The sequence below is a fragment of the Sandaracinobacteroides hominis genome (genome assembly GCF_016464365.1).
In the GTDB taxonomy this organism is placed as follows: Bacteria; Pseudomonadota; Alphaproteobacteria; order Sphingomonadales; family Sphingomonadaceae; genus Sandaracinobacteroides; species Sandaracinobacteroides hominis.
On sequence record NZ_JADCUC010000005.1, the window covers coordinates 238,989 to 264,375 of the forward strand.

25 protein-coding genes are annotated in these 25,387 nt (G+C 65.0%); 11 read left to right on the forward strand and 14 right to left on the reverse strand.

The window, feature by feature from the left end; genetic code table 11:
* Positions 1-71 precede the first annotated feature (71 nt).
* Positions 72-236 (forward strand): hypothetical protein, encoded by a 165-nt coding sequence (locus IM784_RS12365; protein ID WP_199555647.1) that lies wholly within the window; start codon positions 72-74, stop codon positions 234-236.
* Positions 237-382: 146 nt separating this feature from the next.
* On the opposite strand, the gene rpmA is transcribed toward IM784_RS12365, so the two are convergent.
* Positions 383-649 carry a 50S ribosomal protein L27 gene (gene rpmA, locus IM784_RS12370; protein WP_199555648.1) on the reverse strand — a complete coding sequence of 89 codons (267 nt, stop codon included), beginning with the start codon at positions 647-649 and terminating at the stop codon, positions 383-385.
* A gap of 12 nt (positions 650-661) precedes the next feature.
* A complete protein-coding gene (rplU, locus tag IM784_RS12375) occupies positions 662-958 on the reverse strand; it encodes a 50S ribosomal protein L21 (RefSeq protein WP_199555649.1) in 297 nt (98 codons plus the stop codon).
* 325 nt (positions 959-1,283) lie between these two features.
* Between rplU and IM784_RS12380 the strand changes: the two genes are divergently transcribed.
* A complete protein-coding gene (locus IM784_RS12380) occupies positions 1,284-3,092 on the forward strand; it encodes a DUF885 domain-containing protein (RefSeq protein ID WP_199555650.1) in 1,809 nt (602 codons plus the stop codon).
* A gap of 54 nt (positions 3,093-3,146) precedes the next feature.
* On the opposite strand, the gene IM784_RS17280 is transcribed toward IM784_RS12380, so the two are convergent.
* The 3 genes from IM784_RS17280 to IM784_RS12395 form a co-directional block, all read right to left on the reverse strand.
* Positions 3,147-4,010, reverse strand: coding sequence for a PEPxxWA-CTERM sorting domain-containing protein (locus IM784_RS17280; protein WP_235977150.1), 864 nt, complete (start codon positions 4,008-4,010; stop codon positions 3,147-3,149).
* Between the two features lie 125 nt (positions 4,011-4,135).
* On the reverse strand, positions 4,136-4,900 hold the full coding sequence (locus IM784_RS12390; protein WP_199555651.1) for a tetratricopeptide repeat protein: 765 nt from the start codon (positions 4,898-4,900) through the stop codon (positions 4,136-4,138).
* Entirely contained in the window at positions 4,897-6,510 is a 1,614-nt protein-coding gene (locus tag IM784_RS12395) for a lysine--tRNA ligase (protein WP_199555652.1), read from the reverse strand. Before IM784_RS12395 ends, IM784_RS12390 begins: the two co-directional genes overlap by 4 nt.
* Between IM784_RS12395 and IM784_RS12400 the strand changes: the two genes are divergently transcribed.
* The 5 genes from IM784_RS12400 (at position 6,509) to IM784_RS17445 (ending at position 11,777) form a co-directional block, all read left to right on the forward strand.
* Entirely contained in the window at positions 6,509-9,247 is a 2,739-nt protein-coding gene (locus IM784_RS12400) for an ATP-dependent DNA helicase (RefSeq protein ID WP_199555714.1), read from the forward strand. The genes IM784_RS12395 and IM784_RS12400 overlap by 2 nt on opposite strands.
* Complete coding sequence (locus IM784_RS12405; RefSeq protein WP_199555653.1) at positions 9,247-9,783, forward strand: SixA phosphatase family protein; 537 nt, start codon at positions 9,247-9,249, stop codon at positions 9,781-9,783. Before IM784_RS12400 ends, IM784_RS12405 begins: the two co-directional genes overlap by 1 nt.
* Before the next feature lie 54 nt (positions 9,784-9,837).
* Positions 9,838-10,632 (forward strand): MlaE family ABC transporter permease, encoded by a 795-nt coding sequence (locus IM784_RS12410; protein WP_199555654.1) that lies wholly within the window; start codon positions 9,838-9,840, stop codon positions 10,630-10,632.
* Positions 10,629-11,396 carry an ABC transporter ATP-binding protein gene (locus IM784_RS12415; protein WP_199555655.1) on the forward strand — a complete coding sequence of 256 codons (768 nt, stop codon included), beginning with the start codon at positions 10,629-10,631 and terminating at the stop codon, positions 11,394-11,396. Before IM784_RS12410 ends, IM784_RS12415 begins: the two co-directional genes overlap by 4 nt.
* A 249-nt stretch (positions 11,397-11,645) precedes the next feature.
* Positions 11,646-11,777: a hypothetical protein gene (locus IM784_RS17445; protein ID WP_268920848.1), complete on the forward strand. Its 132-nt coding sequence runs from the start codon at positions 11,646-11,648 to the stop codon at positions 11,775-11,777.
* Between the two features lie 8 nt (positions 11,778-11,785).
* Here the strand turns inward: IM784_RS17445 and IM784_RS12420 are convergent, their stop codons facing one another.
* Positions 11,786-13,612, reverse strand: a complete 1,827-nt coding sequence (locus tag IM784_RS12420; protein WP_199555656.1) for an ABCB family ABC transporter ATP-binding protein/permease — start codon at positions 13,610-13,612, stop codon at positions 11,786-11,788.
* 52 nt (positions 13,613-13,664) lie between these two features.
* Here IM784_RS12420 and IM784_RS12425 point away from each other — a divergent pair, with 52 nt between their 5' ends.
* Together IM784_RS12425 and IM784_RS12430 are read left to right on the forward strand one after the other, a co-directional pair.
* A complete protein-coding gene (locus IM784_RS12425; RefSeq protein ID WP_199555657.1) occupies positions 13,665-14,348 on the forward strand; it encodes an MBL fold metallo-hydrolase in 684 nt (227 codons plus the stop codon).
* 11 nt (positions 14,349-14,359) lie between these two features.
* Positions 14,360-14,944, forward strand: coding sequence for a hypothetical protein (locus tag IM784_RS12430; RefSeq protein ID WP_199555658.1), 585 nt, complete (start codon positions 14,360-14,362; stop codon positions 14,942-14,944).
* Between the two features lie 97 nt (positions 14,945-15,041).
* Here IM784_RS12430 and IM784_RS12435 read toward each other — a convergent pair whose 3' ends face one another.
* The 7 genes from IM784_RS12435 to IM784_RS12465 all read right to left on the reverse strand — a co-directional run bounded on the left by IM784_RS12435 (position 15,042) and on the right by IM784_RS12465 (position 22,113).
* Positions 15,042-16,409, reverse strand: coding sequence for a helix-hairpin-helix domain-containing protein (locus tag IM784_RS12435; RefSeq protein WP_199555659.1), 1,368 nt, complete (start codon positions 16,407-16,409; stop codon positions 15,042-15,044).
* Between the two features lie 77 nt (positions 16,410-16,486).
* On the reverse strand, positions 16,487-17,554 hold the full coding sequence (locus IM784_RS12440) for a PA0069 family radical SAM protein (RefSeq protein ID WP_199555660.1): 1,068 nt from the start codon (positions 17,552-17,554) through the stop codon (positions 16,487-16,489).
* A 39-nt stretch (positions 17,555-17,593) separates the two neighbouring features.
* Positions 17,594-18,619, reverse strand: a complete 1,026-nt coding sequence (locus IM784_RS12445) for a magnesium transporter CorA family protein (RefSeq protein WP_199555661.1) — start codon at positions 18,617-18,619, stop codon at positions 17,594-17,596.
* Positions 18,620-18,633: 14 nt separating this feature from the next.
* On the reverse strand, positions 18,634-18,966 hold the full coding sequence (locus IM784_RS12450) for a hypothetical protein (RefSeq protein ID WP_199555662.1): 333 nt from the start codon (positions 18,964-18,966) through the stop codon (positions 18,634-18,636).
* A 155-nt stretch (positions 18,967-19,121) separates the two neighbouring features.
* The gene (gene moaB / locus IM784_RS12455; protein ID WP_199555715.1) at positions 19,122-19,646 is read right to left on the reverse strand and encodes a molybdenum cofactor biosynthesis protein B; all 525 of its coding nucleotides are present in this window, start codon (positions 19,644-19,646) and stop codon (positions 19,122-19,124) included.
* Entirely contained in the window at positions 19,646-21,397 is a 1,752-nt protein-coding gene (locus IM784_RS17285) for a lytic transglycosylase domain-containing protein (RefSeq protein WP_199555663.1), read from the reverse strand. The genes moaB and IM784_RS17285 overlap by 1 nt, the downstream gene beginning before the upstream one ends.
* Positions 21,397-22,113 carry a uracil-DNA glycosylase gene (locus IM784_RS12465; RefSeq protein ID WP_199555664.1) on the reverse strand — a complete coding sequence of 239 codons (717 nt, stop codon included), beginning with the start codon at positions 22,111-22,113 and terminating at the stop codon, positions 21,397-21,399. The genes IM784_RS17285 and IM784_RS12465 overlap by 1 nt, the downstream gene beginning before the upstream one ends.
* Positions 22,114-22,247: 134 nt before the next feature.
* Between IM784_RS12465 and IM784_RS12470 the strand changes: the two genes are divergently transcribed.
* Positions 22,248-23,900 carry an electron transfer flavoprotein-ubiquinone oxidoreductase gene (locus tag IM784_RS12470; RefSeq protein WP_199555665.1) on the forward strand — a complete coding sequence of 551 codons (1,653 nt, stop codon included), beginning with the start codon at positions 22,248-22,250 and terminating at the stop codon, positions 23,898-23,900.
* Positions 23,901-24,127: 227 nt separating this feature from the next.
* Here the strand turns inward: IM784_RS12470 and IM784_RS12475 are convergent, their stop codons facing one another.
* Positions 24,128-24,964: an oxygenase MpaB family protein gene (locus IM784_RS12475; protein ID WP_199555666.1), complete on the reverse strand. Its 837-nt coding sequence runs from the start codon at positions 24,962-24,964 to the stop codon at positions 24,128-24,130.
* A gap of 183 nt (positions 24,965-25,147) precedes the next feature.
* Here IM784_RS12475 and IM784_RS17450 point away from each other — a divergent pair, with 183 nt between their 5' ends.
* Positions 25,148-25,282, forward strand: a complete 135-nt coding sequence (locus IM784_RS17450) for a hypothetical protein (RefSeq protein ID WP_268920849.1) — start codon at positions 25,148-25,150, stop codon at positions 25,280-25,282.
* Positions 25,283-25,387 lie beyond the last annotated feature (105 nt).

Genomic DNA, 25,387 nt, shown 5'->3' on the forward strand with positions numbered 1-25,387 from the left:
TTAAGCCGGAAGGGAGCAGCTAACTGGCCGTGCGCACCAATCGCGACGCGCACGAATGAAGGACAGTGACCATGCTGAAGCAAAGCCTTGTTGCCGCAGCCGTGACTTTCGCTCTCGTAGGAGGCGCCGCCGCACAGGCCGCCACCCCGGCTCCGAAGAAGGAAACGACCGCCGTGAAAACGACGTCGCACCACAAGGAAGCCGCGAAGGAAAAGTCGGCCGCGAAGCCGCAATAAGCCTGCGACCTCTACAAGAGAGGGCCGAAGCGCAAGCTCCGGCCCTCTTTTTTGTTTTCTGCTTCGCAGGTTCGCGCCACTTGGCGCGGCGGCCGGTCGGGCTTGCGGCCGCTTTGCGGCCGGGGTGCTGACCGGCCAGGTCCTGCTTATTCGGCGGCTTCGGCCATCCGCACCGAAACATACTTCCGGCCCTGCTTGCCGTCGTGGAATTCCACCCGGCCGTCGGCGGTCGCGAACAGGGTGTGGTCGCGGCCAAGGCCCACGTTGGTGCCGGGGTAGAAGCGCGTTCCGCGCTGGCGAACGATGATGTTGCCGGCGATGGCTTCCTGGCCACCAAACAGCTTCACACCAAGACGCTTGGACTGCGAATCACGGCCGTTACGCGACGAGCCGCCTGCCTTCTTATGTGCCATGCTGGGGCTCCTTTACGCGATCGAGAGAATCTTCAGCACCGTCTGGTGCTGGCGATGGCCGTTCTTGCGGCGATAGTTGTGGCGACGCTTCTTCTTGAAGATGATCACCTTGTCGCCACGGTTGTGGGCGACGATCTCCGCCATCACCTTCACCTTGGCCGCATCCTTCAGCTCACCGCCATCGGAAACCAGCAGCACTTCGCCCAGTTCGATCTTCGAACCGGCGTCGCCTTCCAGCTTCTCGACCACGATCTGGTCGTCGGCTGCGACCCGATATTGCTTGCCACCCGTGCGCACAACCGCGAACATCTCAGTAATCCTTATGGCGGGGAGTTCCCCAAGATAGGAAACGCGGCCAACCGACCCAATCGCATTGGGGGCGTGCCGCGGAAAGCGCGCCTCTTATGGCGAAGGGGCCAGTTTGTCAACGCAGCAACCGTAACGGCCACACCCTGATTTTCAGGATGCGCCCTCCACCCATATCAGCTCGACGCGGCGCGCCCGGCCTGCAGAAGCAGGATATCCTTGCTCCCGACGAAACAGCTGTCACAGATGGAGACAGCGCTTGCACTATCCGACCCGCTCTTTATGCGCCGGGGAGGAGAGGGGGCAACAACACAAGCAAGGACGATTCATGCTCAAAATCCTGCTCGCCGGAACGGCGCTCGCACTGGTGACTGTCCCCGCCGCTGCCCAGCAGCCTGCCCCCACCACAGCCGCCCAAACGCCGTCTGCCCAGCTGTCGCAGCTCTTCGCCGCCAGCGACGAAGCCATGCTGAAGCGCAATCCGATCTACGGCATCTTCCGCGGCGATCTGCGCTATGCCGACCAGTTCGGCGACTATATCACCGACGCCTATTTCGCCGCCGAGAAGGCCGCTGTCGAAGCCGACCTGAAGGCGCTCGCCGCCATCGACCGCTCGAAGCTGACTCCCGACGAGCAGATCAGCTATGACGTCTTCAAATGGCAGCGCACCACCGACCTCAAGGGATATGATCCCGCCATCCTGAAGGCGCAGGTTCTCCGCCCGATCGACCATTTCAACGGCCTGCACCAGTTCATCCCCGATATCTTCTCGGGCAAGTCCGCCGCTCCCTTCAACACGGTCAAGGACTATGAGGACAATCTGAAACGCCTTGACGGCTTCACGGTGGCCATGGACCGCTCGCTGGAGCGGATGAAGCAGGGTGTCGCCGCCGGGGTCACCCAGCCGAAGCTTGTCACCGAACGGGTGCTGAACCAGCTGAACGCGGCAGTGGAGGGCGGCGTCGAAAAATCGCCGCTGATGATGCCGGTCGCCAACTTCCCGAAGGACATGCCCGCCGCCGATCAGGCCCGGCTGAAGGCCGCCTATGCCGACATGGTCGGCAACAAGGTGCTGCCCAGCTACAAGCGCATGCGCGACTATGTGCAGACGACCTATCTCCCGGCCTCACGCGGCAACGAAAAGCCAGGCCTCCTCACCATGCCTGGCGGCTCCGAGCTCTATCAGCACCTGATCGCGACCCAGACCACCACCAGCATGACCGCGGACGAGATCCACAATCTGGGTCTTTCGGAAGTGAAGCGCATTCACGGCGAGATGGACAAGGTGATGCAGGAGGTAGGCTTCAAGGGCACCCGCGCCGAATTCTTCCAGTATCTGCGCACCGATCCCAAGTTCAAGGTCGCCAGCCGCGAAGCACTGACCCAGGGCTATTACGACATCGGCAAGCGGGTGGATAAGCTGCTGCCCAAGCTCTTCTCCACATTCCCGAAGACGCCACTGGAGATCCGCCCCTACCCCGAATTCCTCGAAAAGGATTCGGCTGGCGGCTCCTATCAGCCCGGCACGCCCGACGGAAAACGCCCCGGCATCTTCTACTTCAACGCCTATGATCTCCCCAGCCGCACCACGCCTGGGATGGAGACGCTCTATCTCCACGAAGGCTCGCCGGGGCACCATTTCCAGATCGCGCTGGCGCAAGAGAATGACAAGCTGCCCAGCTTCCAGCGCTTCGGCGGCAACACCGCCTTTGCCGAAGGCTGGGCCCTCTATGCCGAAAGCCTCGGCAAGGAGCTCGGCATGTTCACCGATCCGTACCAGTATTTCGGTCGCCTCGACGACGAGATGCTGCGCGCGATGCGGCTGGTCGTCGATACCGGCATCCACGCCAAGGGCTGGAGCCGCCAGCAGGCGATCGACTATATGCTTGCCAACTCGTCGCAGGGCGAAACCGACGTCGTCAACGAAGTCGATCGCTATGTGGCCATGCCGGCACAGGCGCTCGCCTACAAGGTCGGCAACCTGCGCATCCGGGCCGCTCGCAAGCGCGCCGAAAAGGCGCTGGGCGCCAACTTCGACGTCCGCAAGTTCCACGAACAGGTGCTGATGTCGGGCGCCCTGCCGCTGGAAGTGCTCGACGCCAAGATCGACCGCTGGATCGCAGCCGGCGGCAAGTGAAGAAAAGGGCGCGGCCGGGGCGGAAACCCCGGCCGCGCCCCTCTCGCATTCTGCTCAGGCCATGGCCGGCCGGCGACGACGGGCGGCAGCGCCCACCAGCCCGAAGCCGGCGATCAGCATCGCCCAGCTGGCAGGCTCGGGAACGCCCGCCGGCGTCTTCTCGAAGCCCAGCAGCGCCCCCGAATCCGAGGTGAAGCTGCCGTTGCCGGCCTGAATCGAAAGCCGGCTGGTGTTCAGCGAGTTCATCTCGATGAAACCGTCATACTGGCCCGGGTTCAGCAGCAGGTTGAAGGCGACATACACCTCGTAGCTCTTGTTGTTCTCCAGCAGCAGGTTGTCGCCCATCTGGAAGTTGAAGTCGGTGTAGAAATCCAGCCCCTCGTCGGTCCAGCTCTGGAAATGCCGGTCGTTATAGAGCGCCACCCCCTCCAGGCCGCTGCAAACAACGGTCCAGCAATCCCATGTCGCCCCGGTGCCGGCCTCGAACACCGCGAAATAGGCGTCGACGCCGATGAAGCGGCTGTCGTTCGGATATTCGGCGCCCATGTCCTGCTGGAAGCTGTAGATCATGCCGTCGAAATCGACCGTGAAACTGACCGCCTCCAGGCTGTTGCCGGAATAGCGGATGGTGTCGCCATAGATACCGGTGGCGATCAGATAATTGCTCTGCGGCCCGCTGGAGCTGACATAGGTCTTGATGGTGCCGTCGGCCAGGTCCACGCTCGCCTCCAGCGCGGTATAGCCGTCGTGGAACTGCACCGACTTGCTGGTTGCCCCGTTCCGCACCAGCCCGTCCATCATCTCGCCCTGGCCATATTGCGCCACCGGCCGCACGAAATAACCGGCCTCTGCCGCGCTCGCCGTCGATGCCAGAACCGCTGCCGCAACCAGCGCGGCGCCACGTCCATTCTTGCCCATGTTTCCGATACCCCTGTCAAACGCTTACCCGGCATGTGCCGGCCGGGGCCGCAGGCTGCGGCCCTCGACAGATAAAGCGGGAAACATCGGGAAACCGGCTCACCGCGTGCTGGAAAAAATCCCGTTCAGCGGACCGCACCCAGCGGCGACAGCTTGCGTGCCAACGCGCGCGTATCGGCGGGATCGTCCTTCTCCAGCGAAACCAGCAGCGCCCGCGCATTCTTCTGCACCTGCCGCTCGAAGCCGTCGTCCGGGCTCGCCTTCAGGCTGCGCTGCAGCAGCGCCCTGATCTTCGCCACATCAGGCGAAGACAGCGTCAGCAGGTTCGACGCATAGAAATAGGGCACGACCGGATCGCCGCCGGGAAGCGCCAGCGCCTTTTCATACAGTTTCAGCGCCTGCGCTTCCTTGGCGCCCAGCGCCGTCCCGGCCAGGAACTTCCCCAGCGTCGCCACCGATTCCCCGTGCCACCCGGCGAGGGCCGCATTTGCCAGCGGGCTGTTGGGATAGCGGGCGACAATCGCCTCGAAATTTCGCCGCGCCTGCTTGGCAAGCCCGGGGTTGGAATCCAGCTTGGCGCGATAACCGATCACCACTGCCTTCTGCAGCAGCGCGTCGAAGTTCCCCGGCGATTTCTCCAGCGCCTTGTCGAAATCGGCCTCCGCCGTCTGCAGCTGCACCCGCGCCACCGCCTTGTCGGTGGTGGCAAAGGCCGCCATCGTGCCGGTCGCCTTGCCGGCCAGGATATAGCCGTCGGCCGTATCCGCCAGCCGGCCCTGCGCCGCCGCCTCGCGATAGCTGCCCGTTGCAAACAGCGTCGCGGCCTTCTCGGGCGCCGCGGCATGCGCGGGGGAGGTCAGCAGCAGGAGTAGCGCGAGGCTGCGGATCACACAGTTTCTTGATTCAAGGCAGACCCAATCAGTTTGCGGCTGTTCTCGTTCCCGAATAGCGCAAAGAAGGTCCCCATTCGAGGGCCTTGCGACGATCCGAGCAGAATTTCGTAAAGCGCCTGAAACCAGCTCCTCAGCGGCTCGAATCCATGCCGCTTGCCGGTCTCATATACTTCGAACTGGATCGCTTCCGCGTCGGCATCCGGATTTGCCGCCAGCCACGCCTCCAGCTCCGACAGCGCGGCACGTTCGCGCGCGTCGGGGGCGCGCCGCTGCAGGGTCGGCGCCACATGATCGGCATGGAAGGCAATCGCCGCATCGATCAGCGCCTTCAGCCGCGGATCGCCCTCCGGATCGCAATCCGGCGCATAGCGCTTCAGATAGGCGCTCAGCATCTTCGCGTCGGTGGCGCCTGAAACCGCGACCAGATTGAGCAGCAGCGCAAAGCTGACGGGCGGCGCATAGGCCGGCGGCGGCCCGCCGTGCACATGGAAGCTGGGGTTCCCCAGCCGCTCCTTCACGGCCTGTCCCGGATAGGCGGCGACGAACTGGAAATACTCGTCCATCGCCTTGGGAACGACGCCCAGATACAGCTTCTTCGCCGCGCGCGGTTGCTGGAACATATAGAAGGCGAGGCTCTCCGGCGGCGCATAGCGCAGCCATTCCTCGATGGTCAGGCCATTGCCCTTGGTCTTGGAAATCTTCGCGCCGGCTTCGTCCAGGAACAGCTCATAGTTGAAGCCCTCCGGCGGCTTCGCCCCCAGCACGCGCGCAATCTTCGAGGAAAGCGCCACCGAATCGATCAGGTCCTTGCCCGACATTTCATAGTCGACACCCAGCGCCACCCAGCGCATCGCCCAGTCAACCTTCCACTGCAGTTTGCAATGCCCGCCAGTGACCGGAACCGTGACCGTCTCCCCACTGTCCGGGTCGGCAAAGGAAACCGTGCCCGCCGTCACATCGCGCGCGGTGATCGGCACCTGCAGCACCTTGCCTGTCGTCGGCGAAATCGGAAGGAAGGGCGAATAGGTCGCCTGCCGCTCGGCCCCCAGCGTTGGCAGCATGACGGCCATGATCTCGTCATACTTCGCCAGCACCCGCAGCAAGGTCGCATCGAAGCGGCCCGACTTGTAGCAATCGGTCGAACTCAGAAACTCATAGTCAAAGCCGAAGCTGTCCAGAAACGCGCGCAGCCGCGCATTGTTGTGCGCGCCAAAGCTCTCATGCGTGCCGAAGGGATCGGGCACTGCCGTCAAGGGCAGGTCCAGCGCCGCCTTCAACAGCTCCTGGTTGGGCAGGTGCGGCGGGACCTTCCGCATCCCGTCCATATCGTCGGAAAAGGCAATCAGGTGCGTCTTCACGCCCGGATACAAAAGCTCGAAGGCGCGTCGCACCATTGTCGTCCGCACAACTTCGCCGAATGTGCCGATATGCGGCAGCCCCGAAGGCCCGTATCCGGTCTCGAAGATCACGCCCGACGCCGGAAACGCATCTCCATAGCGCTTCCCCAATTTCCGCGCTTCCTCGAACGGCCAGGCCTTGCTTGCCTGCGCTTCGTCGCGCAGGGCTTGCAATTCAGGGGGCGAAAGGCTGTCGAGTCCGGTGAACATGCGTGCCCCTTTGCAATATCCGGCACTCGTCGCAACCCATGCGGGCCTCTGGCGCGCCGATTCCGAGGGGAATGCAGGCGCAGTTTCGCGCGCCGAGGCCGTCCGCCGTCTCACGGACACCCCGCATCTGCTGCTGAACGCGCCACAGGTCGCCGCCCGCCTCGGCCTTGCCGAAGTCTCCGGCCTCGATCTTCTCGAACTTTTCGCCTTCGTCCATCCGGCGCGTTTCCTCGTCCCCTCCGCCGGCGGCCTCGCCGCCTTCCTCGGCCTCGAAGCGCCCGCCAACCAGTCCGCCGAGCCCGCCTTCCTGCAGCAGGCGGCGGCCGCCCTGATCGATACAGCCTCCCGCCCGGAATGGCCCGCGCTCGCCGGCTCCCGCGAAAGCCTCGACCGCCTGAACCGCAAGGGCTGGCTCTGGAGCCGCCTCCTCGACGAGGAAATGGCCTCCGAAAATTCCGGCCCCCGCCGACAGGCCCCCAGCCTGTTCGAAGCGCTCCCCGAATGGGCCGATGTCCCGCCGCGCGCTGCCCCGCGAATCACTGTCCTGCAGCCCGCTCAGGTGACCGCGACGCTCACCCAGCTCGCCGGCAACCGCCGCGAGCCGCGCGACGGACAAAAGGCCTTCGCACAGGAAATCGCCCACGCCTTCCAGCCGCGCGACAGCCGCGACGGTCCCAATCTCGTCGTGGCAGAGGCCGGCACCGGCATCGGCAAGACGCTCGGCTATCTCGCCCCCGCCGCGCTCTATGCGCAGGAAACCGGCGGCAGCGTCTGGCTCTCCACCTATACGCGCGCGCTGCAACGTCAGCTGAAGGCCGAAACCGCCCGCAGCCTGCCGCATCTGGTGCAGGCCGGGAAAATCGTCGTTCGCAAGGGCCGCGAAAACTATCTCTGCCTGCTCAACCTGGAGGACGCGCTGCAGGGCGCCTTCGCCGGTCGGCCGGCAATCTTTGCCGATCTCGCCGCCCGCTGGGCGCGCTTCTCCGAAGACGGCGACATGGTCGGCGGAGACCTTCCCGGCTGGCTCGCCGGCCTGTTCCGCCGCAGCGGCGCACTGCCGGCCCTCACGGACCGGCGCGGCGAATGCATCCACGCCGCCTGCCCGCACTATCGCCGCTGCTTCATCGAAAAGAGCCAGCGGCAGGGCCAGCAGGCAAGCCTGGTCATCGCCAACCACGCCCTCGTCATGGCCAACGCCGTCCGCGCGCGGGCAGAAGGGCAGGGCCTGTCCCGCCTCGTCTTCGACGAAGGCCACCACCTGCACGCCGCGGCAGACGGCGCCTTCTCCATCGCGCTGACCGGCGGCGAGGCCATCGAACTCCGCCGCTGGCTGCTCGGCCCCGACCGCCCCGGTCGCCGCTCGGGACGCCGGCGCGGCCTCGCCGCCCGCCTGCTCGATGTCACCAGCTACGACGGCGAAGGCGGCACCGCGCTCGAGGAACTGCTGGACGCCGCCCGCCTGCTCCCCTCGGCCGACTGGCTCAGCCGTATCGCCGCCGGCGAACCCGAAGGCCCGATCGAGGCGCTGGCCGCCGCCATCCGCGCCCATGTCCTCACCAAGGCAACCGACGAAGAGCGCGGCTTCAGCCTGGAAACCGAAATCGCCGCCCTGCCGCCGGGCCTCCCAGAGGCGGTAGACACCGCCGCCGCGGCGCTTGCCCGCATGGCAAAGGCGGCGCTCACGCTGCGCCAACGCCTCCTCGCGCTTGCCGAGGAACGCCCCGAATGGCTCGACCAGCCCGGCATCGCCCGCCTCGGTGCTGCCGCCGAAGGCCTGCAACTCCGCCTCGACCTGCTCGGCGCCTGGCAGCGCCTGCTCGCCCGCGTCACCGCCGAGCCCGAGGAAGATTTCGTCGATTGGTTCGCCCTCGTCCGCACCGAAGGCCGGGAACTCGATTGCGGTATCCACCGCCACTGGCTCGATCCGCTGAAACCGCTCGCCGGCGCCGTCCTCGCCCCCGCGCACGGAGTCGCCGTCACCTCGGCCACCCTCGGCAACCCGCCCGAGGCGGCCGCCGGCTCCTCCTATCTCCACGTCGCCCCGCACATCTTCCGTGTGAAGAGCCCGTTCGACTACGCCCGGCAGGCGCGCATCTTCATCGCCACCGACGTCCAGCGGCAAGACAGCGCCAGCCTCGCCCACGCCTATCACGAGCTGATCGCGGCAGCAGGCGGCGGCACGCTGGGCCTCTTCACCGCCATCGCCCGCCTGCGCGCCGTCCATGCCCGCCTCGCAGACCGCATGGCCCGCGCCGGCCTGCCGCTCTTCGCCCAGCATGTCGACGCGGTGGACACCGGCACCCTCGTCGATCTATTCCGCGCCGATCCGCACGCCACCCTGTTCGGCACCGATGCCCTGCGCGACGGAGTCGATGTCCCCGGCGATTCGCTCCGCCTCATCGTCTTCGAAGGCGTTCCCTGGTCGCGCCCCACCATCCTCAACGCTGCCCGCCGCGCCGCGCTCGGCGGCTCCGCCTACGAGGATATTCAGGTAAAGCACCGGCTGGCGCAGGCCTTCGGCCGCCTCATCCGCTCGGCCGACGATCGCGGCGCCTTCGTGCTGCTGGGCGCCTCCGTCCCCTCCCGCCTGCTCGCGGCCTTCCCGCCGGAGGTGCCCGTCGCCCGCATCCCGCTGGCCACTGCCGCCGATAGAATCCGCGAGTTCCTGTCCGGGGATTGCGAAGCCGAAAACGCCCCCCTAGGAGTTGGTGGTCCTCACGGAGACCGGCCCGCCTGATGAAGAGCCTGCACCTGCTGCGTCACGCCAAGTCGAGCTGGGACGATCCCGTAGAGCGCGATTTCGACCGCCCGCTGAACGGCAGAGGCCACCGCGCCGCCCGCCGCATGGGCGAGTGGTTGCAGGCGGAAGGGCCGGTATTCGACCGCATCATCGCCTCGCCGGCGCTCCGCATCCGCCAGACCATAGAGGGTGTCGAGGCCGGCCTGGGCAGCCGCCTGCGCCCCGAATTCGACAAGCGCATCTACATGTCGTCCGCTGCCGGCCTCTATGATCTGATCCGCGAAACGCCGGACGAGGTGCAATCGCTTCTCCTCATCGGCCACAACCCCGGCGTCGAGGATCTCCTCCTGCTCGCAACCGAGGGCGACAGCAGCCCGCTCCGCGCCGAAGCGCACCAGAAGTACCCGACCGCCACCTTCGCCAGCATCGAGCTTCCGATCGAAAGCTGGGCCGACGCAGCGGAGGGCGGCGCGAAGTTGACCCGCTTCGTCCGCCCGCGCGATCTCGATCCCACCCTCGGCCCCGATGACTGAGACTGGCGACCGAGGCTTGCCCTCAGGCCATCCTCCCAGCTACCAGCGCCCGACATGTCCGCCGCCGACACCCTTCTGAAGCCCCTCATCGCTCTGGGCGCTTTCGTCATCGGCGCATTCGCGGCCATCGGCCGACTGGCGATTTTCGCCGCCCGCGCGCTGAAATCCGCCGCCACCCCGCCCTGGTATCCCGCCCGCCTGTTCGAGCAGATGGCGCTGATCGGCTGGTTCTCACTTCCCGTGGTCGGGCTCACCGCGCTGTTCACCGGCGCGGCGCTCGCCCAGCAGATCTATGTCGGCGGGCAGCGCTTCTCGGCGGAATCGACCGTGCCCGCCGTCACCGTCATCGCCATCGTCCGCGAACTCGGTCCGGTGCTTGCCGGCCTGATGGTCGCCGGTCGCGTCGCCTCCGCCATGGCCGCAGAGCTCGCCACCATGCGCGTCACCGAACAGCTCGATGCCATGGTGACGCTCCGCACAGACCCGTGGCGCTATCTCATTGCCCCTCGCCTCGTCGCTTCCACGCTGATGCTGCCGGTGCTGGTGCTGATCGCCAACATCATCGGCGTGCTCGGCGGCTATGGCCTCTCGGTTTTCCGCCTCGGTTTCAACGCCGCCAACTATCTCGCCACCACCCGGCGCTTCATCGAAGCCGACGACATCCTCTCCAGTCTGGTCAAGGCGGCGGTCTTCGGCTTCGTCATCGCGCTTGCCGGCTGCTACCACGGCTTCCGCTCGTCGGGCGGGGCAGCCGGGGTTGGCCGCGCCACCACCAACGCCGTGGTGCTCGCCTTCGTCCTGATTCTGCTCTTCAACCTCGCAATTACCGTGCTGGTTTTCGGAAATTGACCGAGCGTCTGAAGATAAGCGGCCTGAAAAAGGCCTTCGGCTCCAAGGTCGTCCTCGATGGCGTAGACCTGTCCGTCGCGCCGGGCGAAAGCCTCGTCATCATTGGCGGCTCCGGTACCGGCAAGTCCGTGCTGCTGAAGTGCATCCTGGGCCTCATCAAGCCCGACGCCGGCTCCATCCTGCTCGACGGCAAGGAGCTTGTCGGCCTGAAGGGCAGGGCGCTGGAAGAAGCGCGCGCCCGCTTCGGCATGCTGTTCCAGGGCGGCGCCCTGTTCGACAGCCTGCCGGTATGGCGCAACATCACCTTTGCGCTGACGCAGGGCAAGCTTGGCGGCGGTGCGCAGATGCGCAAGCTCGCCATCGAGAATCTCACCAAGGTGGGGCTGGAGGCACGCGTCGCCGATCTCCGCCCGTCGGAGCTTTCGGGCGGCATGCAAAAGCGTGTGGCGCTCGCCCGCGCCATCGCTGCAAAGCCCGAAATCATCTTCTTCGACGAACCGACCACCGGCCTCGATCCGATACGGGCCGACGTCATCAATGCCCTGATCCGCGAACAGGTGACGGCCCTCGGCGCCACGGCACTCACCATCACCCACGACATGGCCTCTGTCCGTCACATCGCAGACCGCGTCGCCATGCTGCATGGCGGCCGCATCATCTGGCAGGGTCCGGTCAGCGAGCTCGATTCCAGCGGCAACGACTATGTCGACCAGTTCGTCCACGGCCGCCGCGAAGGTCCGATGCGAGTCGCGACCACCGCCTGAAATCGCCGGATCGGTTCGTCGAAAAGCGTTAACGGGCTGCCCTATCCGCAACTCCGCGAAGCGCTGCCGTAAATCCTGCATGCAGCAAAGTGGTTCAATTACCGGCGCTTTCCATCGCGTGCCGGGATGCCGCCGGAAAAGTGACTGCGGGTTTACAATCCTTGACTTGGATTTTCCGCCCCACTGTCATCTGAGTGTTGCGATGGCCGGGCAAGGAGGAATTGCACTGCCATCGGGAAGGGTTCGGGAATGGTCGACGTGATGTCCAACAGACAAATTCTCCTGATCGCGATAGCGCTCGGGTTCATTGGCGGCTTTTCGTTCGTCGCTGCCGCCAACACCAGCGGCTACGACTTCACCGCACAGGATTACCCCCGCTAGCCGCGACTTCAGGAAAGCAGGGCGGCAGCGCTGCCTTCCTCTTCCGCTGCCTGCAGCGCCCACAGCTCGGCATATGCGCCGCCCGCCGCCAGCAGCTGCTGGTGGGTTCCGCGCTCCACGATTTCGCCCGCCCGCATCACCAGGATCTGATCGGCATCCACCACGGTCGAAAGCCGGTGCGCGATAACCAGCGTCGTGCGGCCTTCCTCGGCGACTTCCAGCGCTTCCTGAATGTCGGCCTCGGTGGCACTGTCCAGCGCGCTGGTGGCTTCGTCCAGGATCAGGATGGGCGGGTTCTTCAGCAGCGTGCGCGCAATCGCCACCCGCTGCTTTTCCCCGCCAGACAGCTTCAAACCCCGCTCGCCAACGCGCGTGTCATAGCCGTCCGGCAGGCTTTCGATCAGCCGCCCCAGCTGCGCCGCGGCAGCCGCCGCCTCGATCTGGTCGCGGCTGGCATCGGCCAGCCCATAGCCGATGTTATAGCCCAGCGTGTCGTTGAACAGCACGGTATCCTGCGGCACCGTGCCGATGGCGCCGCGCAGGCTCGTTTGCGTCACCTCGCGGATATCCTGCCCGTCGATCAGGATCCGCCCCCCTGTCACGTCATAGAAGCGGAACAGCAGCCGGGCGATCGTGGATTTTCCCGCCCCTGAGCCGCCGACGATTCCAGTGCGCGAGCCGGCGGGCACCACGAAGCTCAGGCCCTTCAGGATCTCCCGCCCCGGATCATAGCCAAAACGCACATTCTCGAATCGCACCTCGCCGCCCGTCACCAGCAGCGGCATCGCACCCGGCGCATCCACCACCTCGGCAGGCGTGTCGATCAGGTCGAACATCGCCGCCATGTCCACCAACCCCTGCCGGATCGTGCGATAGACCATGCCCAGCAGGTCCAGCGGCCGGAACAGCTGCGCCAGCAACGTGTTCACCAGCACCACATCGCCGGTGGAAAAGCGCCCCTGCGACCAGCCCCAGACGCTATAGGCCATGGCCCCGCCCATCAGCAGGTTGGTCAGCAGCGACTGGCCGACATTCAGCAGCGCCAGCGAATTTTCGGATTTCACCGTCGCATCGGCATAGCGCCGCATCACCCGGCCATAATAATCCGTCTCGCGCGCCTCGGCGGTGAAATATTTCACCGTCTCATAGTTCAGCAGGCTGTCCACCGAACGCGCAACGCTCGCGGTGTCCAGCTCGTTCATTTCCTCGCGCAGCTTGTTGCGCCAGTCGGTGATCCGCCGGGTGAAGCTGATATAGGCAACCACCATCACCGCGGTCGCCACCACCAGCTCTACACCAAAGCGCGTCCAGAAAATCACGCCCACCGCCGCCAGCTCGATCACGGTCGGGGCGATGTTGAACAGCAGGAAATACAGCATCACCTCGATCGACTTGATCCCGCGCTCCACCACCTTTGCCAGCGCCCCGGTCGAGCGGTTCATGTGAAAGCGCAGAGACAGCCGGTGCAGGTGCGCAAACACATCCTCCGCCAGCCGGCGGGCGGCATCCTGCCCCACCTTCTCGAAGATGACGTTGCGCAGATTGTCGAACAGCACCGCCCCGAATCGCGCGCCCGCATAGGCCAGCACCAGCCCGATCGCGAGCATCGCCAGCGGCTCCTTGCCCGGCGCCATCCGGTCTATGGCGCCCGCATACAGGAAGCCCATGGAAAGCTGCACGGCCTTCGAAACCAGCACCAGCAACATCGCCAGCACGATGCGCAGTTTCAGCTCCGGCGCATCCGACGGCCACAGATAGGGAAGAAAGCGCCGCAACGTCCCGAAGTCGGCGCTCGATTTCGCGGAGTCTGGAATTGAGGGGGCTTCAGGCGGCATTCCCACTCAAGTGGCATTGCGAAGCCGCTCCCGCAATGCCACTTGGCAGAACATGGCAAGTGAACCCACCAGCAACCCGCCGCAGAGTCCACCGATGAAGGCGGTGATCGTGCCCGTCACCCCGCTGCAGCAGAACTGTACGCTGATCTGGTGCACGCAAACCATGCGCGGCGCCTTCACCGATCCCGGTGGGGATCTCGATCACCTGCTGAAGGTCGCCGAAGAGCAGGGCGTCACCATCGAGAAGCTGCTGATCACCCACGGCCATATCGACCATTGCGGCCTCTCCGGCGTGCTCGCCGAGCGGCTGGGCGTCCCCATCGAGGGCCCGCACCCGGACGACAAATTCTGGATAGACATGAACCCGACCGTCGGCGCCCAATATGGAGTCGTTGGCGCCACCGCCTTCACGCCAGACCGCTGGCTGTACGACGGCGATCAGGTGACGGTCGGCAACCTCACGCTCGATGTCTATCACTGCCCCGGCCACACCCCCGGCCATGTGATCTTCCACCACCCGGCCTCCAACCTTGCCATCGTCGGCGACGTGCTCTTCCAGGGCAGTGTCGGCCGCACCGATTTTCCCCAGGGCGATTTCCAGCAGCTGGTAAACTCCATCACCGGCCGCCTCTGGCCACTCGGCAACCAGACTGCCTTCGTCCCCGGGCATGGCCCGGTCAGCACCTTTGGCCGCGAACGGCAGACCAACCCGTTCGTCGGGGACGCCGTCCTTTAGGAGCGTGAACGATGGAAACGCCCGCGCTTGAGCTGTTCCTGCACGTGCGCGTGCTGATCGGAGTCATCCTCGGTCTTTCCGTCACCCGCCTGCTGAACGGCCTCGCCCGCTTCGCCGAACATCCCCGCCTGCGCATCGCCTGGTGGGTGCATGTCGGCTGGGTGCTGTGGGCGCTGCTCAGCTTGGTCGGCTTCTGGTGGTGGGAATTCCGCCTCATCCACCTCGCCGAATGGACGTTCGGCGTCTATCTCTTCTTCTTCGCGTATGCGTGCAGCTATTTCATGGTCTGCAGCCTGCTGTTTCCCGACAATTTGCAGGAATATCAGGATTTTCAGGACTATTTCCTGTCCCGCAGACGCTGGATCTTCGGCTTCATGGCGCTGTCCTGCGTCCTCGACGTCGGCGACACGCTGCTGAAGGGCCGCTCCTATTTTCAACATCTGGGCTCGCCCTATATCGCGCACTGCGTTGCATTTTTCGCCATCGCCGCCATCGGCGCCACCAGCCGTAACCCGCGTGTCCACGCCGCCCTCGTCGCAACCGCGCTGTTCCTGCAGGCCGGCTATTTCTTCCTGATGTACGACCGCATCAGCTGAGCCACCTTCCGGTTCCTGCAAAGCGGAACATGCTCAAAAAAATCCACCCGGCGCGCGTGGCGCACCGGGCGGATCTCCCCTCTCTCACAGGAGCTCGTTACTTGGCGGTGGCATTCTCCGCAGCCGTTTCCGGCGTTGCGGTCGGGTCCACCGTGGTGCCGACGTCAGAGGCGGTCTGGCCCGCATCCTTCACCTTCACCTCCACCTTGCGTTCATTGGCCATGGTCGCCTCATTGGCCACCACATCGGCCGGCTTGTCGAGATCGATCCGATCCGCCGCGATACCGGCCGCAGCCAGCGCAGCGGCCACCTTCTCGGCGCGGTTCTTGGAAAGCTCGGCGTTGAAGGCTGCATCCCCACGCGGATCGACATAGCCCGATACGCTCAGGCGCGATCCGGGATGCTCGTCCAGATAGGTCTTCAGCTTCGCCGACTCCGTCGACAGCTCGTTGGTGACGTCAGACTTCGCCGTCGCGAAGAAGACGATCAGCATCGGCTTGCCATTCTCTTCCTGCGCGATCAGGCCTTCGCCCTCGGGAATGGCCGGAGGTGCAACCACCGGCTCCACGACAGCGACTTCCTCTTCAACGACAACAGGCATCGCCGGGCAGATGATCTTCAGCATGCAGAGCAGCGCCAGCAGTGCCGCGCCGCCAAGGCCCAGCCACACCGGCAGCAGCGAACCGCCACTGGTCGCCGCCACGGCAGGCACCGCACCCAGCAGCCCCTGCGCATTCACAACAGGCCCGGCAACCTCGCGCGTTTCCTTGTAGGTCGCGGTCGAGCGCGTGCTCAGCACCGTGGCCGGCAGCCCGAAGAAGGCCGCAAGCGCAGTCATGTCGCCGTTCAGGATCTTCTTCGCCTCGGCGATGAAGGTCGCCAGCCGCGATTCCGAAATGCTGTCGCCAGAGGCCGAAACCTTCGCCGCCAGCGCTGCCGCATCGGCAGAGGCCAGCGATTCGACCGAACCCGCGTCAGCCGCCGAAAGCCGTTGCGCCGTTGCTTCACCGACACCGGCAAGCCCCGTCACCGGCAGCCGCCCGGCCGTCAGCTTCTGGCCCACCGTCAGGAATTCGGCGATCCAGCCATTCTCCAGCAGCTTCGCCTGGAACGGCCAGGTAAAGGGCTGGGCAATGGTAAAATTGCTGCCGCCAGCCGCCAGCATCTTGGAGATATCCGCCGGGCTCATCGCGGCGATCTGGCCAAAGCGATGCACGCCATTCTTGTGGAACAGTTCGGCGATCTGCGGACCGACCCCTTCGATAGCTTCCAGCTGGTCAGCCGAATGCGTCGTCTCGGTGCGGACCGTGGCAGTCTTGCCCTCGAAATCGGCAACCCCCAGCGATTGACTTGTCGTTGTACGCGAAGAACCCATCAACCACGCGATCAGCCCCCCGATCGCAATGCCGATGAAAATCCAGAACAGGATGATCCACCAGCCTACGTGAAATGCAGTGGCAAGCATTCTCTAATTCCCCTTACTTTCAAGCTGACGGGAAGCTAATCCGATTCCACAGGAATCCCAAACTGTTTATCCGCTGTTCAGAAGAGCAGGCCTTGCCTCGGATCGGTCTCGCGCGCGGGAGGCCGGAACAGGTCCGTGCGCAGCACCGGATGCGGCCTGTCCAGCCCAGTCCGCCGCTTCGCCGCGGCCAGCCGAATTCTCAGCAATCGCCCCCACTCCCCCTGCGGCCGCATCCGCTCGAACCAGTCCGAGCGATAGAGCTTGCCGCCGCGCATCGCCCGGATACCGTTCAACACCTTCTGCGCCCGGTCGGGATAGCAGGCCTCCAGCCAGCTCTCGAACAGCGGCGCCACCTCGTGCGGCAACCGGATCGGCTGGCAGAACGCGCCGCTCGCGCCGGCCTCGGCCGCCGCCTGCAGGATCGCCTCCAGCTCATGGTCGTTCAGCCCCGGAATGATCGGCGAAACCGAAACGAACGCGGGCACACCAGCCGCCGCAAGCCGGCGCATCGCTTCCAGCCGCCGGTGCGGCGCCGCCGCCCGAGGCTCCATGTTGCGCGCCAACTTCCGGTCCAGCGAGGTGATCGACAGCATCACCGCCGTCAGCCCCTTTGCCGCCAGCTCCGTCAGCAGCCCGATATCGCCCAACACCCGGTCGGACTTTGTCGTGATACTCACCGGATGCCCGGTCTCCAGGCACAGCTCCAGCACCGCCCGCGTGATGCCGAAATCCCGCTCGATCGGCTGATAGGGGTCGGTATTCGTCCCCATCGCCAGCACTTCCGGCCGATACCCCGCCTTGGCGAACTCCCGCTTCAGCAGCGCCGGACCAACGGGCTTGGCAAACAGCTTCGTCTCGAAATCCAGCCCCGGCGACAGGTCGTGATAGGCATGCGTCGGCCGCGCAAAGCAATAGATGCAGCCATGCTCGCAGCCCCGATAGGCATTGAAGCTGCGGTCGAAGGGAATGTCCGGACTATCGTTGCGGGTGATGGCGTGGCGCGGATGCTCGATCTGCACCGTCGTCTTCAAAGGCGGCAGCTCCTCCTCGCCCGCCGCCCAATCCAGCCAATCGCCATCAGCCTCCCGAGCCGGCAGCCCAAATCGGCCGGATAGCTGATTCGAAGGAGCGCCACGTCCGGACATGCACAGAACATAACAGGAACATTTGCCGTCCGGAAGCCGCTACAACCAGCCTCTGCGCTTGAAATACAGGTAGGGCAGCACTGCCGACATCACCATCAGCGCCAGCGCCATCGGATAGCCCTCTACCCATTCCAGCTCCGGCATATGCACGAAGTTCATCCCGTAGATCGACGCCACCAGCGTCGGTGGCAGGAAGATCACCGCCGCCACCGAGAAGATCTTCACAATGGCATTCTGCTCGATCGAAATCCGCCCCAGCGCCGCGTCCAGCAAAAAGCTGACATTCTGCGATAGATGGGCGCTGTTCTCCAGCAGGCTCATGATGTCGCGGTTCAGCGATTTCAGCGACTCGCGCACATGTTTGTCGGGCTTCACGCGGGTCTCGCCCGCTTCCTGCCCCAGCGACAGGAAGCTGTGCGCGCGCAGCAAGGTCACCAGGCTGTCGTGCACCTTGTTCAGCACAAACTGCGTGCTGCCGATCCGCCGCAATATGGTCTGCAGATCGGTGTTGGACATGCGCAGCGACTTCGGCCGATCCAGCCCGAAAACCAGGTTGGAAAGGCTGTCGATCTCCCCGCCCATCCGCTCCAGTATGTCGGCAGTGCGGTCCACTACATTGTCCAGCAATCGGGTCAGCAGATGCACGGCGTTCGCCCCCGGCGCCAGCCGCCCGCAGCTCTGGTCCAGGCTGCGAAACGCCCGCGGATCGGAATAGCGCACCGTCACCAGTTTGCCCGGCAGCAGGATCAGGCTGACGGGAACGGCTGCAGGCTCGCCGGAATCGACCCCCACCACCATCAGCACGTTCATCACATGCGCCGTACCTTCGCGATATACGCGGCTGGAGGCCTCGATTTCCGTCATGTCGGACTTGTCCGGCAGCTCCAGCCCCAGCGCCTCCTCCACCAGCCGCCGCTCGACCTCCAGCGGAAAGGCAAGATCGACCCAGACCGCGGCCTGTATCTCCTGCGCAGAGGGCAGCGTCAGAATCGGCGTGCCGCCTCCTGCCACTACTTCGGCGGTCAGCGGTTCAGTGGTCCGGTCGGGGGCGTGGAGGCGAAGCATGCCGCACGCATAGCCTACATCGGCGGCACGACAAGCCCAAGGCTCTGCATGACCACCGTCTGGATCAGCAGCACGGCCAGCCAGTGCAGGCTGTCGGCGGCTGCCATATGGCCCGGCATCCCGCGAAACCGCAGCGTCACCATCAGCACGGGCACGATGAAACCGATCCAGATGACGACCGCAGTCCCCAGCGCCACGATCCAGGGGTGGCCGTATTTCGGCCCCATGATCAGCGCGCCCGCCAGGATCGCCGCCAGCCAGAATTCCGCGATCGCCGCCAGCAGCACGAAATCCATGCCCGGCCGCTCACCGGGCCGGGACAGCAGGAAATGCCCAAGGCCGATCATCAGGCCGACCAGCGCTGCAATCGAGATGGGCAGCAGGTTGAGATTAATATATTCCAGAACACTGCTCCTCTTGGCGGGGGCTTTGGGTGTCCGGCCGAAAGGCCGTCAACCTGCCGTTTTCCAGTCCAGTCCTGAACAACCTTGCAGCACGTCTATTATTCCACAAGGCGTGGCATAAGTTCAACAAAATTACAAGGTTGAAACCTGTTGTCCAGCTGATGGACGAGAATCTCGTCCCAACCGTCGCGCACCGCGCCCGAACTGCCCGGCAGCGCAAAGATATAGGTGCCGCGGGCCACCCCGGCCGTGCAACGCGACTGGATGGTGGAGGTGCCGATCTTCGCGAAGGATATCCAGCGGAACAGCTCGCCGAATCCGGGAATGATCTTGTCGCACACGGCCTCCACCGCCTCGGGCGTCACATCGCGCCCGGTTACGCCGGTGCCGCCGGTGGAAATCACGCAGTCCACGTCGTCGCGCTCGATCCATTCGGCCAGCGTCTCGACGATCAGGTCGCTATCGTCGGTCACGATCCGCCGGTCGGCGATCTGGTGCCCGGCCGCCTCGATGCGTTGCTGCAGCGTGTCGCCGGATCGGTCGTCGGCAAGGGTTCGCGTATCGGAAACCGTCAGCACGGCGATGCGCACCGGTTTGAAGGCGCGCGTCTCGTCGATCGGCACTAACGCACCGCCGTGCGGGTGGCGGGGAAGCGCGGCCACTGGTTCTGCGCCACCGAAGTGATGCTGGATTGCTGCTCGGCGGCACGTCCGGGGGCGCCGGCCACCTCTTTCATCTGGTACATCCAATAGTTCCGCATCACCACTTCGACATAGTGGCGCGTCTCGCGGAAGGGAATGCTTTCCAGGAACAGCAGCACATCGCCATTGTCCTTCAGGCCGCCGGCGTTCCACTTCTGTACCGAACCGGGCCCGGCGTTATAGGCGGCGATCACCTTCGGCAGCAGGCCCTGCGTGTAGGGGCTGTCGCGGAGCATCTCCAGATAACTCTGGCCATATTCGACGTTGAAAGACGGGTCAGAAAGCAGGTCGTCGCGATGCTCCATGTCCATCGCCTTGGCCAGATCGCGCGCCGTGCCGGGCATGATCTGCATGGCCCCCTTGGCACCAACGCCGGAACGGGCGACGGTGATGAACTTCGATTCCTGCAGCGCGTGGGCAAACACCAGGCTCTTGTCCACACGCCAGCCGCGCACCGGCTTCCAGTCCGGCGTCGGCAGCCGCGCCGACATCGGCGGCATCATTCCCGGCGGCGGGTTCTGCGCCAGCCAATATTGCGTGGCAGGCAGGTTCAGCCGGGCGGAAAGGCGCAGGATCGGCTCATAGGTGTCGTTGGCGGTGGCCGCCGCCAGATGCCGAAGCTCCCGGTCGGCAAGGCCAAGCTGGCCGATTTCCACCAGCGCGGCAGCCCGCTGCGCACCTGGGTGCATCTTCAGTGTCGTCCAGTCGGCCTGGATGAAGTCCGGCTCCTTCCAGTCGAAATTCGGCGCCACGCCCAGCACCTGGGAGGCAAGCAGACCATAGAAGCCGTCGCGGTCGCGGGCGACGGCAGCCTTCAGCCGCTCGGGCGCCATCCACGGCCTTCCGCAGCGCACATGGCTGCGCGCCGCCCAGAAGGCACCTGCCGCGCGGAGGTCAGAGCCTGCTGTATAGACATTTGAAATCGCATCGAAATATTTCGACGCATCTTCGCAGTCATTCTGCCGGAACGAGGCGAGGCCAGCCACCCAATTGCCCATCGCCGCCCACTCGCCCTGTCCGTTCGCAGCCCGCACCGCCAGGCGCTTTGCCGTCACATCGTCGAGGTCCAGATAGGCATCCCAGGCCGCCCGTTCGGCCCATTCGCTGCGCACTTCCGCCGTCAGCGCATTGCCATAGCGATCCAGCAGATTTTCCACTTCCGAAGGTGCATTGGCCGAAATCGCCGCCTTGGCGGCCGTGGCGAATTCGGTATCGGCGGAGCTCGCGGTGCGGGCGCTGCGGGGCCCCAGCGGCGGCGTCAGGCGAACCGGCGTGAGTTGTTTCACATGCGCGAGCGGGGGCAGGGTGGTGGCCCCGGCCTTGCGCGCCAGCCCGGCGATTGCAGAGGCCTGCGGGCCGTCCGGATTGGATTCCAGCCAGGCGACCAGTCGCATCATTCCGGCGCCCGATCCTTGCGCGATCAGGATCTGCGCCTCGGCCGTGGGGTGCAGCACGCCGCGCGGCATGGCGGCCAGTTCGTCCGACGCTGCGGAGGCTTTTCCGGCGTCTATCAATTTGAAAATACGCGTATATTGTTCGCGTTGTGCAGTCGAAAGCTGGGCCGGAACCGATCGTTCGGCGGCCGAAAGAGGCCGTGTCGCGGTAACCTCGATGGTCTCCTGCGCATGGGCGGAGGAAGCGACCAGCGCCGCAGCAAGAAGGAAGGCGCGCATCAATTGAGCAATCGTTTACGGAAGGCCAGCAGGTCGGCCCAGGCGTTCACCTTTTCCTCGGGCCGGCGCAGCAGATAGGCCGGATTGAAAGTCGCCAGTGCAGGGGCATCGCCCACCTGCAGCCACTGGCCGCGAATCTTCGAGATGGCAATCGTTTCGCCGGCCAGCGCCTGCACCGGATTTTGCCCCAGCAGCAGCATCAGGCGCGGCGGCGCCAACCGCAGATGCGCCTGCAGCAAGGGCATCGCAGCAGCGATATCCTCAGGTGCCGGGGTTCCGGGCACCCGCCGCTCGGGGCAGAGCAGGGTGATATAGACCCGGGAACGATCCAGTCCGATGGCGGCCAGCATCCGGTCCAGCAGCAGCCCGGCCGGGCCGGTGAACGGGCGGCCGGTGCGCAGGTCCTCGGCAGAAGGCGCTTCGCCGACGATCCATAGGCCCGATTGCGGGTTTCCGTCAGCAAAGGGCGCACCCTTGCGGACCATCGCCCGCAGATCGTCCAGCGTCTGGGCCGTGGCATAGGCATCTGTACGGGCTGGGGCCGGCCTTCGCTCAATCGCCGCCGGCTGCGCTGCCGGGACAGCCGCTTCGGGCACAAACCAGCTTTCGGGGATATCCCCGACCAGCGTGTCCACCCCGGAGAGCTTCCACCAATCCAGCAATGCAGCAACAGCCGCCGGCGTTTCCACCTGCGAACCACTATGACCCTCTTGCATAGTCCGCGACAATTGGCAGGGTTCGTCTGGCGGTCAACCCCGGCATATGCCGGTCGTGGTCATTTCGGGTTGAAAACCCGTGACACTGCGATGAATAGAGGCCCACTGGCCTGACGAGAGGGAAGTGAACCCGGATGAGCGAACGTGAAGCAATGCCGTATGACCTGGTGATCGTGGGCGCCGGCCCCGCCGGGCTGTCGGCCGCCATCAGGGCGAAGCAGGTGGCAGCCGAAAAGGGGCTGGAGCTTTCGGTCTGCGTGCTGGAAAAGGGCTCGGAAGTGGGCGCCCATATCCTCTCGGGGGCCGTTGTCGATCCGAAGGCGCTGAACGAGTTGATCCCGGACTGGAAGGAACAGGGCTGCCCGATGGCCGAAACGCCGGTGACGGAAAACCATCACTGGCTGCTCAGCAAGACCGGCAAATTCGACATGCCGCACTGGGTGACGCCGAAGTTCCTGCACAATGAAGGCACCTATACAGGAAGCCTCGGCAATCTGTGCCGCTGGCTGGCCGGCCAGGCGGAAGCGCTGGGCGTGGAAATCTTCCCGGGTTTCGCGGCGGCCGAGATCCTCTATCACGAGGACGGTAGCGTGAAGGGCGTGGCGACGGGCGACATGGGCGTCCTCCGCGACGGCAGCCATGGCCCCAACTATCAGCCGGGGCTGGAGCTGCACGCGAAATACACCTTCTTTGCTGAAGGCGCGCGCGGCCACCTGACCAAGCAGCTGATCCACCGCTTCGATCTTCGCAAGGATTGCGAGCCGCAGATTTATGGCATTGGAATCAAGGAGTTGTGGGATATAGATCCAGCCAGGCACGTCCCCGGCCGGGTGATCCACAGCCAGGGCTGGCCGCTGACCGATGCCAATGGCGGCGGCTTCCTCTATCATCAGGCCAACAACCAGGTGGCGCTCGGCTTCGTGGTGTGGCTGGGCTATCGCAACCCGCACCTCAGCCCGTTCGACGAAATGCAGCGCTGGAAGACGCACCCGGCAGTGAAGGAAATCCTGACCGGCGGCCGCCGCGTTTCCTATGGCGCCCGCGCCATCAGCGACGGCGGCTGGCAATCGGTGCCGAAGCTGGTGGTTCCGGGGGCAGCCCTGGTCGGATGCGCGGCGGGCTTCCTGAACGTGCCGCGGATCAAGGGCAGCCACACTGCCATGAAGAGCGGGATGATGGCGGCGGAAGCGGCGGTCGACGCCATCGCCAGCCAACGCCACAGCGACGAGCTTTCCGCCTATCCGGCCGCCTATGAAGCGAGCTGGGTGGAAAAGGAGCTGTCGGTCGTCCGCAACGTCGAGCCGCTGATGGCGAAGTTCGGGCCGGTCATCGGCACGGCGCTGGGTGGCATCACCATGTGGCTGGAGAATTGGGGCCTGAAACTGCCCTTCACGCTGGGGCATACGCCGGACAACGAGAAGATCTGGCGCAAGGAAGCCTGCCATCCGATCGACTATCCGAAGCCCGATGGCGTGTTCAGCTTTGACAAGCTGACGAGCGTCTTCCTGTCGAATACCAACCACGAGGAAGATCAGCCCTGCCACCTGCAGCTGAAGGATCCGACGGTTCCGATCCGCATCAACCTGCCGCTGTATGACGAGCCGGCGCAGCGCTATTGCCCGGCGGGGGTCTATGAAGTGGTGGGCGAGGAGATCGGCGAACCCAGGTTCCAGATCAATCCGCAGAACTGCGTGCACTGCAAGACGTGCGACATCAAGGACCCGACGCAGAATATCAACTGGGTTGTGCCGGAGGGCGGCGGCGGGCCGAACTATCCCAACATGTAGGCGGCTGTGCGTTAGCGCAACGCGCTAACGCACAGCCTCGCCGAAATGTCGGCCGGCGGGGCGGCGGTTATCAGCCCGCCGAACCCGACCGGCGCAGACTTTGCTGCCGGCCGGTAAAGACAATTGTTCCACGTGGAACAATCCAATGTGGTTACAAACATTGTTCCACGTGGAACAATCCTACACGCAGGAATTTCAAAAACTTACGCGAAACGGCTGTAGGAAAATCACGTCGAAAGAGGCGCTTTCAAAGCCCATCTCAGCACCATGCTCATACCCCCGGCACCCGCCCGCACCACGGGCGTCGCCAGCCCCGGCCCCGAAAAGCCGTGCATCCGCCGCGCCCAATCCGGAAGCAGGTCGATACCGGCCTCCACCAGCAGCCGCTGCGCGGGTGCGGCAGCAGGGGAGGGTGGCGGCGCCGTCAGCATCAGGCGCGAAACCTCGCGGGTTCGATCATCCACCCGCAGCTCCGGGCGCATGGATCGAATATAGTCTATCGCCCCGGCCCGCGTTTCCGGCACCGGAGCGGCGCCGAGCAGCCGCGAAACCTCCGCCATCTCCGCCATGTAGCGATCCTGATCGCGGCGGCGCATCAGCGGATCGCGATAGCGCATCCAGGCGCCGAGAAAGGACAGCGCCTCGACCGCGCCGACAAAGGCCAGCAGGCCAGGATCGGCAGCGCGGTAGGCTGTGCCATCGGGCAGCAGGCCTTCCACCCGGTCGTGAATGCTGCGCACGCGGGCAATCGCTACTTCGGCGGCGTGCTTCTCGCCAAAGGTCGTGACAGCGATGAAGGCGGCTGTGCGGCGCAGGCGGCCGCCCATATCGTCGCGGAAATTGGAGAAATCCCAGACGCCGGCCAGTGCCTTTGGGTGCAGCATCTGCAGCAGCAGCGAGGAAATGCCGCCGATCATCATGGTGGTGACGTCGGCATGCACATCGAACGCGACGGAGCCCGGCGGCAACAGCCGGGCATCCTGTCGCGCCGGCGTCACTTTTCGCCCGGACGGGTCGGCAAAGCTCGCGCGGACTTGTGCCGCAATCCGGTCTCTCAGCGCCATTACGCCATGATGGGGGAAAACGGCGCCGCGGCCAAGGAGAGGGTCCGCCATGTTGGTCAACGAAGTCTCTGTTGAAGGGAAACCGGCTGCAAGAGAGCGCGAGTTATTGGGATTTCAGGCTGACTACAGACGTTTAGGCCAGATCGTGCTAGATTTTCAGCATCTGACAGCAGGGGAAATGCCATGCCGGAAGGGAAATCGCTGTTCGATCGCGTGGAGATCGAGCCGAAAGCGACGTCCGCAGTCGGAATATTGGTGGTGGGTGTCGTGCTGGGCTTGTTGCTGGCGGCGGCTGTCGCAGTCGCAAAGACGCGCTGACAGCGGCCGGCAGCAAAGCTGCCGAGTCCGCTGGGGAGAGATAAAAGGGAAGAAGTTGCGGGCGAAGCCCGCTCGTCGGACGGGTTCGGCGGGTTGAGACCCGCC

Bases quoted from the DNA above. Each gene is read 5' to 3' on its own strand.
- IM784_RS12365 (WP_199555647.1), top strand. From the start codon at position 72: ATGCTGAAGCAAAGCCTTGTTGCCGCAGCCGTGACTTTCGCTCTCGTA.
- rpmA (WP_199555648.1), bottom strand. From the start codon at position 649: ATGGCACATAAGAAGGCAGGCGGCTCGTCGCGTAACGGCCGTGATTCG.
- rplU (WP_199555649.1), bottom strand. From the start codon at position 958: ATGTTCGCGGTTGTGCGCACGGGTGGCAAGCAATATCGGGTCGCAGCC.
- IM784_RS12380 (WP_199555650.1), top strand. From the start codon at position 1,284: ATGCTCAAAATCCTGCTCGCCGGAACGGCGCTCGCACTGGTGACTGTC.
- IM784_RS17280 (WP_235977150.1), bottom strand. From the start codon at position 4,010: ATGGGCAAGAATGGACGTGGCGCCGCGCTGGTTGCGGCAGCGGTTCTG.
- IM784_RS12400 (WP_199555714.1), top strand. From the start codon at position 6,509: ATGCGTGCCCCTTTGCAATATCCGGCACTCGTCGCAACCCATGCGGGC.
- IM784_RS12395 (WP_199555652.1), bottom strand. From the start codon at position 6,510: ATGTTCACCGGACTCGACAGCCTTTCGCCCCCTGAATTGCAAGCCCTG.
- IM784_RS12405 (WP_199555653.1), top strand. From the start codon at position 9,247: ATGAAGAGCCTGCACCTGCTGCGTCACGCCAAGTCGAGCTGGGACGAT.
- IM784_RS12410 (WP_199555654.1), top strand. From the start codon at position 9,838: ATGTCCGCCGCCGACACCCTTCTGAAGCCCCTCATCGCTCTGGGCGCT.
- IM784_RS17445 (WP_268920848.1), top strand. From the start codon at position 11,646: ATGGTCGACGTGATGTCCAACAGACAAATTCTCCTGATCGCGATAGCG.
- IM784_RS12420 (WP_199555656.1), bottom strand. From the start codon at position 13,612: ATGCCGCCTGAAGCCCCCTCAATTCCAGACTCCGCGAAATCGAGCGCC.
- IM784_RS12425 (WP_199555657.1), top strand. From the start codon at position 13,665: ATGGCAAGTGAACCCACCAGCAACCCGCCGCAGAGTCCACCGATGAAG.
- IM784_RS12430 (WP_199555658.1), top strand. From the start codon at position 14,360: ATGGAAACGCCCGCGCTTGAGCTGTTCCTGCACGTGCGCGTGCTGATC.
- IM784_RS12435 (WP_199555659.1), bottom strand. From the start codon at position 16,409: ATGCTTGCCACTGCATTTCACGTAGGCTGGTGGATCATCCTGTTCTGG.
- IM784_RS12440 (WP_199555660.1), bottom strand. From the start codon at position 17,554: ATGTCCGGACGTGGCGCTCCTTCGAATCAGCTATCCGGCCGATTTGGG.
- IM784_RS12445 (WP_199555661.1), bottom strand. From the start codon at position 18,619: ATGCTTCGCCTCCACGCCCCCGACCGGACCACTGAACCGCTGACCGCC.
- IM784_RS12450 (WP_199555662.1), bottom strand. From the start codon at position 18,966: ATGATCGGCCTTGGGCATTTCCTGCTGTCCCGGCCCGGTGAGCGGCCG.
- IM784_RS17285 (WP_199555663.1), bottom strand. From the start codon at position 21,397: ATGCGCGCCTTCCTTCTTGCTGCGGCGCTGGTCGCTTCCTCCGCCCAT.
- IM784_RS12465 (WP_199555664.1), bottom strand. From the start codon at position 22,113: ATGCAAGAGGGTCATAGTGGTTCGCAGGTGGAAACGCCGGCGGCTGTT.
- IM784_RS12470 (WP_199555665.1), top strand. From the start codon at position 22,248: ATGAGCGAACGTGAAGCAATGCCGTATGACCTGGTGATCGTGGGCGCC.
- IM784_RS12475 (WP_199555666.1), bottom strand. From the start codon at position 24,964: ATGGCGCTGAGAGACCGGATTGCGGCACAAGTCCGCGCGAGCTTTGCC.
- IM784_RS17450 (WP_268920849.1), top strand. From the start codon at position 25,148: ATGCCGGAAGGGAAATCGCTGTTCGATCGCGTGGAGATCGAGCCGAAA.